The 7,669-nt window shown below is 43.9% G+C and carries 10 protein-coding genes; 3 read left to right on the forward strand and 7 right to left on the reverse strand.

The window, feature by feature from the left end; all coding sequences use genetic code 11:
* The first annotated feature begins 27 nt into the window (after positions 1-27).
* Both F8L24_RS01935 and F8L24_RS01940 read left to right on the forward strand, forming a co-directional pair.
* Positions 28-789: a type IV toxin-antitoxin system AbiEi family antitoxin domain-containing protein gene (locus F8L24_RS01935; RefSeq protein WP_294951212.1), complete on the forward strand. Its 762-nt coding sequence runs from the start codon at positions 28-30 to the stop codon at positions 787-789.
* Entirely contained in the window at positions 782-1,723 is a 942-nt protein-coding gene (locus F8L24_RS01940; protein WP_294951213.1) for a nucleotidyl transferase AbiEii/AbiGii toxin family protein, read from the forward strand. The genes F8L24_RS01935 and F8L24_RS01940 overlap by 8 nt, the downstream gene beginning before the upstream one ends.
* A 57-nt stretch (positions 1,724-1,780) precedes the next feature.
* On the opposite strand, the gene F8L24_RS01945 is transcribed toward F8L24_RS01940, so the two are convergent.
* The 7 genes from F8L24_RS01945 to F8L24_RS01975 all read right to left on the reverse strand — a co-directional run bounded on the left by F8L24_RS01945 (position 1,781) and on the right by F8L24_RS01975 (position 6,524).
* Positions 1,781-2,617 carry a symmetrical bis(5'-nucleosyl)-tetraphosphatase gene (locus F8L24_RS01945; RefSeq protein ID WP_294951214.1) on the reverse strand — a complete coding sequence of 279 codons (837 nt, stop codon included), beginning with the start codon at positions 2,615-2,617 and terminating at the stop codon, positions 1,781-1,783.
* Positions 2,618-2,682: 65 nt separating this feature from the next.
* Positions 2,683-3,114: a DNA-deoxyinosine glycosylase gene (locus F8L24_RS01950; protein WP_294951215.1), complete on the reverse strand. Its 432-nt coding sequence runs from the start codon at positions 3,112-3,114 to the stop codon at positions 2,683-2,685.
* Positions 3,115-3,226: 112 nt separating this feature from the next.
* Positions 3,227-3,706 (reverse strand): DUF4149 domain-containing protein, encoded by a 480-nt coding sequence (locus F8L24_RS01955; protein ID WP_294951216.1) that lies wholly within the window; start codon positions 3,704-3,706, stop codon positions 3,227-3,229.
* Positions 3,707-3,793: 87 nt separating this feature from the next.
* Complete coding sequence (prmC, locus tag F8L24_RS01960) at positions 3,794-4,615, reverse strand: peptide chain release factor N(5)-glutamine methyltransferase (RefSeq protein ID WP_294951217.1); 822 nt, start codon at positions 4,613-4,615, stop codon at positions 3,794-3,796.
* 5 nt (positions 4,616-4,620) lie between these two features.
* Positions 4,621-4,974, reverse strand: coding sequence for a DUF5615 family PIN-like protein (locus F8L24_RS01965; RefSeq protein WP_294951218.1), 354 nt, complete (start codon positions 4,972-4,974; stop codon positions 4,621-4,623).
* On the reverse strand, positions 4,974-5,210 hold the full coding sequence (locus tag F8L24_RS01970; RefSeq protein ID WP_294951219.1) for a DUF433 domain-containing protein: 237 nt from the start codon (positions 5,208-5,210) through the stop codon (positions 4,974-4,976). The genes F8L24_RS01965 and F8L24_RS01970 overlap by 1 nt, the downstream gene beginning before the upstream one ends.
* A gap of 36 nt (positions 5,211-5,246) precedes the next feature.
* Positions 5,247-6,524: a M48 family metallopeptidase gene (locus F8L24_RS01975; RefSeq protein ID WP_294951220.1), complete on the reverse strand. Its 1,278-nt coding sequence runs from the start codon at positions 6,522-6,524 to the stop codon at positions 5,247-5,249.
* A gap of 99 nt (positions 6,525-6,623) precedes the next feature.
* Between F8L24_RS01975 and F8L24_RS01980 the strand changes: the two genes are divergently transcribed.
* A partial coding sequence (locus F8L24_RS01980; protein ID WP_365937951.1) for an ATP-binding cassette domain-containing protein occupies positions 6,624-7,669 on the forward strand: 1,046 nt, incomplete at its 3' end.

Below are 7,669 nucleotides of genomic sequence, written 5' to 3' on the forward strand. Positions count from 1 at the left end.
GTTCTAAAATATGATAGAATATAAATTATGAGTTTAGAAAAAGAGTTAAAATTAAAACAACTATATCAATTGTTACCCGAAGGTGTCGTTGCACCAAGTACATGGCTTACCGCCAATGGATATTCACCTCAACTGCTTTATATGTATGTAAAACATGGATGGCTTACAAAAATTGGAAGAGGAGCATACCTAAGACCTTCATCCATACTGGAATGGCAAGGAGCGGTACTGGGTCTGCAGAAACTTGCAGAACTGCCTTTTCATGTAGGTGGCCTTTCTGCACTGAATATACTGGGGTATGCACACTATCTACCTATAGGTGGAGAAAAGACCATCTCTCTTTATGGAGCCGAAAAACCTCCTGCATGGATAAAACAAATCGAATCACTTTCATTCTCCTTTCACAAAAAACCTCTCTTTGGAGATTTGGGATTAAAGAAAGAGAATACCTCTATACGAGATTGGCAGATTACTGTCTCTTCTCCGGAAAGAGCCATACTTGAACTTCTCTATCAGATAGACGAAGAAGGAATCACTTTTCAGTTTGTTGCAGAGATATTTGAAGGGTTGACAACATTGAGTCCAAGGGTGTTAAACAAGTTACTTCAAAACTGTAACAGTAGAAAAGTAAAACGATTGTTTCTTTTCTTTGCCAACTACTATAACTTTCCCTGGGCTAAACATATCAGTAAAGAGTTAGAGCTGGGAGCAGGCAAACTACAGATAGTAAAAGACGGAAACTACAATAAAACCTATATGATCACCGTACCAAAGGGATTTAATGCTTGATAGTTCAAATATTTACTACAAACAGGTACAGCTACTTTTAGAAGTATTGCCATACATCAACAATGAAGACTGTTTTGCACTCAAAGGTGGGACAGCTATCAATATGTTCGTCAGAAATATGCCCAGACTCTCTGTAGATATTGATTTGATGTATTTGCCAGTTGAAGACAGAACAAGCAGTCTAAAGCATATTGCGGAATCACTTGAGAGAATTGCACAAGAAATTGAAAGAAGCCTGAGAGGTTCAAAAGTATATAGACTGGAACAAAGAGGTGACGGTACACTTTCTAAACTCCAAGTTGAAAAAGATGGTGTGCGTATCAAAATAGAGACCTCCCCTGTTATGAGAGGAACGGTTAAAGAGCCAACCGTAGAAATAGTTAGCCCTACAGTTGAAGAAGCATTTGGTTTTGCAGAGACATTGGTAGTGCATCATGATGATCTCTATGCAGGAAAAATATGTGCCGCACTTGACCGTCAGCATCCAAGAGACTTTTTTGATGTGAGAGGATTACTTGACAATGAAGGTATTAGTGACTCACTTATGGATGTGTTTATTGTTTATCTTATCAGCTCTAGTCAGCCTATCTCCAAACTACTACAGCCTAACCTCATAGATATTAACCATACCTTTGAAGAACAATTTGTAGGTATGACTACAGAACCTATAGAATTAGCACTTTTGACAGAGACAAGAAAAGAACTGATAAAACTCCTGCATCAGAAATTAACGCAGAACCATAAAGCATTTCTACTTGGTTTTAAAAAAGGAGCTCCTGATTGGGGTCTGTTGCCGTTTAAAAATATCGACCAGCTTCCATCAGTAAAGTGGAAAATGCTAAATCTTGAGAAAATGGATAAGGTAAAACGATCTGAAGCTTTTGAGAAGTTGAAACGCAGTTTGGTACAAAAAAGTAAAACCAAAACGAGATAAAACACATTATTATTTAGACAACATGTCCAAATTCATAGGGCATATCATTTCCTGATACTACGCTTCGGGATCGATCCCCTCTTCACACTTCACGGAAACGATCTTCGGTACTTCCGTGTCGAGCCGCGCAGCGGTCAGTTCTCCGTTCCAGACACACCCCGTATCCAGTCCCAGAACGTGTTCGTCCTGGTAAAAACCCAGTGTCGACCAGTGCCCGAAGATGATCTTTAGGTCAATATCTTTCCTGTTCTCACACTCGAACCAGGGTTTCAGTCCCTTTGCCCTCAACGCATCCGTCGGAGGCCCTTTCTGGTCGAAATCGAGCCGCTGGTCTTTGTAGCAGAAGCGCATACGGGTGAAGGCACTGACGATGTAACGGTCAATGTCTATCTTGCTGGAGTCCCGGTTGAAACGGTTGATACCGTTTTTGAACATCTTTGCCAGCCACGCCGCTGCGCCTTCATCGTTCTGCAGTTTCTGCTCGACCCTGCTGGCATACTGCAGTGCCATACCCAGGTCGAACTCCGGAGAGATCCCTGCATGCGCCATGCAGTACCCCAGTTTGTAATCCACATGAAGGAACTTCTGCCCTCGCAGCCAGTCGATCAGCTCTTTGGAACGGGATGAGTTCAATATGGGATCGATCGTCGGGTTGGATTTTTTGATACCGTAGTAAGCCGCAATAAGACTGAGATCATGATTGCCGAGTACTACCTCGACACTTTCTCTGATACTGTAAATATACTCCAGCGTCTCCAACGAGCCGCTGCCTCGGTTCACCAGGTCACCGGCAAGCCACAGCCTGTCCCGTGCGGGATCAAAGTCGATCTTTTCAAGCAGCTTCATAAAGGCACCGTAGCACCCCTGAATATCGCCTACTGCCCAAACTGCCATTGTTCATCTCTCATTTCTAATTTTTTTGCGTAGTGTACAGCTTTTTCTTCAAAAGTCATAGAAGCCTATGCCGGCGACGGTGACGGCAGGTAAACTCTTTCTATCTCAAGATAGGAGAAATGCATCTCGAACAGTGCCTGCGCTTTCTTGCCTGTAAATGCGATCTTCTCTATATTCGGATAGGCTGAAAGTAAAGCGGGAATATCATTCACCACTTCGTCTTCCAAAGAACTGTCAAGCGAGTTGTCGCGCTGACAGGAACCTATCATATCCCAAAGCCCCAGTTTGCACTCCTTGAGCAGCCATATCTTCTGGTCACGATTATTGACAGGGTAGCCTGTCAGCGCTTCAAGAATCTTCCAGAACTGGTTTCTCGGATGGGCATAATAAAAGTTGTTCTCAAACGACTTGATACTGGGGAAAGACCCCAGTATCAGGATTTTGGTATCGTTGAAAACGATAGGTTTGAAGGGGTGTTCCAAAATTGCATCACTCATTTTCTCCATCCTTGCCTAAATTTAACTTTTTTTCGTCAGAAGCTTATCAGCCTTCACGGCTACACTGCGTTCCGACTGTTCCGATTTCGAAGCTGCAAAGGACAAGCAGTTGTCATTTGCATGCTTTTTGCATATTGCGTACTATCAGGACCAAAAGCGCCAGGGAGAAGATCTTGAAATTGATCTCGCTTCCCTTGTGTGTTGCAATAAAAGCTGCCGATTTGGTCATTTTTTCGCCTGCCATCTGCATGGTGATGATATCAGGTATGTAATACTGTGAAAAAAGCAACCCTGTGGCAAAAACAAAGAAAGTCGCTACCTGAGTAACAGTATCTCTCTCAAATTTTTTATATTTGTATCCTTCATACAAAGCCACTGCAACCAGCATGAAGTTCACCAGATAGGAGAGCCTCACGAAATTCTGCGTCATAATAAGCCCTTCCTGATAATGACTGAGGACTGTACCGCCAAGCCACTGTTCTGTATGAAAGGTCACCGGTGCTACGACAATACCTGCAAAAAGTCCGGCTCCCAGCGTAGCTGTCAGTAAAATAAGATATGCCATTGTGGCGATTCTGAAATATTTGTTCATTTTTTTCCTTTTATTCTGTAGGGTGCTGTACCCTCACAACACCCTTTATATATTTTGTAGTTATGGGTGTTGTCAGGAGACAACACCCTATATAAACTCAATGATAAATCCTCTGTCAAGCCCGGAAAAATCTTTGTAAAATTCGACGGATTGTACTCCAATTTCTTTAACAAAAGAAGCAATAGACTCTTTCTGGTCATATCCCATTTCGCAGGCAAGCCATTTGATCTCTTTTTCTTTAACATCCAGAACAATCTGTTTCAGCAGTTCATCGCCTCTATCTCCTCCAAAAAGTGCCGTATGCGGCTCATAGGAAAAAACGTTTTCTTCCAAAAGAAAATCAGCGGCAATATACGGTGGATTGCTCACAACCATTTCTGCATCCAGTTGAACACCATCGATAACAGACGTTTTCTTCAGTGTGATCTGATCCTCTACACCATGCCTTGCGATATTTCTGCGAGCCAGGGCGAGTGCATCCTCTGAAATGTCTGTAGCTACGATCTGCAAATCGGGAAATTTTCTTGCCAGCATAACAGCGATCGCACCTGACCCCACACCGACTTCTATCACTTTTGTCATTTTTTCACGCTCAATAATACGAGCTGCCTGCTCAACAAGGATCTCTGTTTCAGGTCTGGCAATAAGAACATTGGGTGCCGTATAAAGATAGGTATCATAAAAACTGACTTCTCCTACAATATATTCATAAGGCTCATGCGCTGCCCGGCGTGAAATCAGGTCCTTAAATGTTTCTATATTTTTCACCTCATCATTATCGTGAAGCATCAGATAGGTGCGATCTTTCTTCATATGGTATGCCAACAGCAGTTCTGCTTCGAATTGAGGACGTTCGCACGAGATTTTCAACCGTTCCTGTGCCCATGGGAGTATTTGTCTGACAGTCATATCGTTTATCCGTATGTTGTAATATGCCTGGGTGTCAGTTCAACCAGTTTATTTGATTTAAGACAGGTAATCATCCGCTCCAGGTTTTTACTGAAAAGCTTTTTCAATGCTTCATTATGAATATTCCCGGTATTGATATAAAGCAGTTTATACGGTTTGTCCGAAAGCAGCAGGGAAACCACAAAATCCATATCTTTTGAAATAACCACTCTTTGTTCTTTAACGGATATATCGTTTATTTCACTGTCTTTCGTTCTGTTTCCGTTTACCAGGTCAGATGTATGAAGGGCATCAAAGCCTCTGTCCTGCAAAAAATACGATAGTTTTTTGGGAAGCTGCGCATCGAGAAGAAATTTCATCAGACAGTATCAACCGTATGGATGGACTTGACCTTCGAAAGTTTGGAAGCATACTGCAAAACGGCCAGAATATCATCATGTTCCAAGTCTTCATAGTCTTTCAGTATCTCTTCCACACTCATACCGCCTCCCAAAAGTTCAAGGATCGTCTCTACAGGATATCTCAATCCCCTTATCGTTGGTTTACCGTGACAAATATCAGGATCACTGACAATACGTTTTAACAAATCTTTCATATACAGGCCTTTATAGTTTCCATTCTACCTAAAAAACTATTTTTTATCCATATAGGCAAAGATCCCGTCACCGGGCAACGGCGGCTCTTCCGGGTTTTCCTCCCCAACGATCACATTGCCGGCATCGTAGCCCAGTTCTTTGAGGCGCTCCAGCACAGGCGGGTGCGTGTGGTAAAAAAAGATCACCAGGGGATGGGACTTGGGGAACGCTTTGTTCTCTGTAATGAGTTTGAGCAGGGCGGAAACAAGATTCTCTTTCCCTCCCATTTGCGAACCGTACTCATCGGCAGCATATTCATTGTGACGGCTGACATAGGACATGAAAGGCGTGAACACAAAACTCAGCAGCGGGAGCAACAGCATCAGCATGGCTATCTGCACACCGGCATAGGGAGAAACACCCATCTGTATGAACAATGAATCGGGCAAATGCCCAAAAAGGTAGAATGCAATGAAGAGAAGCAGTCCCATCAATGCAATGTTCTTCCAGATATCCCCATGTGAAAAGTGCCCCAGTTCATGCCCCAGAACGGCAAGCAGCTCTTTTTTGTTCAGCTTGTCGAGCAGCGTATCGTAAAGTACCACGCGTTTGCTCTTGCCCAGTCCGCCAAAAAAAGCATTGAGACGGCTGTCGCGCTTGCTGGCGTCCATGACGAATATCCCGTCACTCTTCAGCCCGGCCTTTTGCATCAGTGCAACGATGGCATCTTTGAGCTCCCCCTCTTCCAACGGGGAGAATTTGTTAAAAAGTCCCATGAAAAAAGGCATAAGAAGGTTGGCCGCCACAGCGATGGCGAACATCAGGACAAATCCCCAGAACCACCACATTTCATACGAAGAAATGATCCAGGAAAGCACAGCAAAAACTGCTCCGCCAAGCACTAGAAACAAACCTATGGACTTGAAGGCATCGACAACGAACATTTTCAGGGTCATCTTGTTGAAACCGAATGCCTCATCGATCTTGAAGGTCTGGTAGAGAGAAAAAGGAAGTCCGACAATATAGTTCACTGCCATAAATCCGTAAAGAAAAAGCACAGAACTCTCGACACTGCCATTCACATGGAACAGCGAAGAGAGCCAGGCAAATCCTGAGAAAACCCACCAGAGAAACATCAAGTAGTCCACAAAAGTCTCGATAATCCCGAGTTTTTCTTTGGCTACGGCATAATTTGCTGCCACCATATATTTCCCTGCCGGCATCAGGACCGGATCTTTTCGTTTTTCAGTATTGATATACCCTATCTGCATAAATGCAATGTAAAGCCGCATCAGTATATAGAGTGAATAGAGTCCGACAATGATTTCCAACATGGTGTTTCCTTTATAATAATTTCTATTGTATATTCTGGATTTGTATAAAGACCACAATATATCACGATGGACTTTAGCAAGCCTTAAAAGAGTATAATTTTGCAAAAAAAACAAAAAGGCAGGTTCATGGCACTCATTGATCTTTTCGATATCAAAAAACAGTACGATGTCAAACTGCTTCTCAATGGTGTCGACTTCCATCTCAATGAGGGGGAGAGGGTTGCCATCGTCGGGAAGAACGGCTGCGGGAAATCTACCCTGATGAAGATTGCCCTGGGGGAAGAAAAACCTACCGACGGCAAGAGGATCATTGACCGTTCCATTCAGATAGAAATGCTTTCACAACAGCCTGCTTTCGATCCTGCTCTGAATGTGAAAGAAGCCATAGAAAATGAACTGACCGAACTCAAAGAGGCCAAAGAGAAGTACGATGCACTCTCTTTGCAGGTCGCAGAACACTTTGAGGACAAACAACTGTTGGAAAAGTTCGAGAAGGTTACCGCCTACCTCGACCACCACAATGCCTGGAGCCTTGATGACAAGATAGAAAGGGTACTGCAGGAGTTCAAGCTCAAAGAATATGAGAACCGCCTAGTCATCTCACTTTCGGGAGGAGAACAGCGCCGTGTCGCTCTGGCCTCGCTCATTCTGAAAAAACCCGATGTCCTGCTGCTGGATGAACCGACCAACCATCTCGATGTCTATATGGTGGAGTTCCTTGAGGAGATACTGCTCAAAGAGAAGTTCACCCTGCTCTTCATCTCACACGACCGGCATTTCATCGATACCATCGCCACACGCGTCATAGAGGTGGAGAATCAGAAGCTCGTCTCCTATCGTGGCGGTTACCGTGATTACCTCGAGCAGAAAGAGGCACGTATGCAGGCACTGGCCAAACAGCACGAGAACCTACTCAAACTGCTCAAACACGAAGAGGAGTGGCTGGGCAAAAGTGTCCGGGCAAGGGAAAAACGGAACCAGGGCAGGAAAAGACGGGTCTTCGAACTGCGTGACCAGGCCAAGAGCAACCCTACCCTCATCCGAAAAATGCAGCTTGAACTCGAACGGGAGAAGAAACATTTCAACCGTGAGCAGAGCATTTCCAGAAAGAAGATGCTCTTCGAGGTCGAAAATCTCAACTATAC

The organism is Sulfurovum sp., from assembly GCF_015493435.1.
In the GTDB taxonomy this organism is placed as follows: Bacteria; Campylobacterota; Campylobacteria; order Campylobacterales; family Sulfurovaceae; genus Sulfurovum.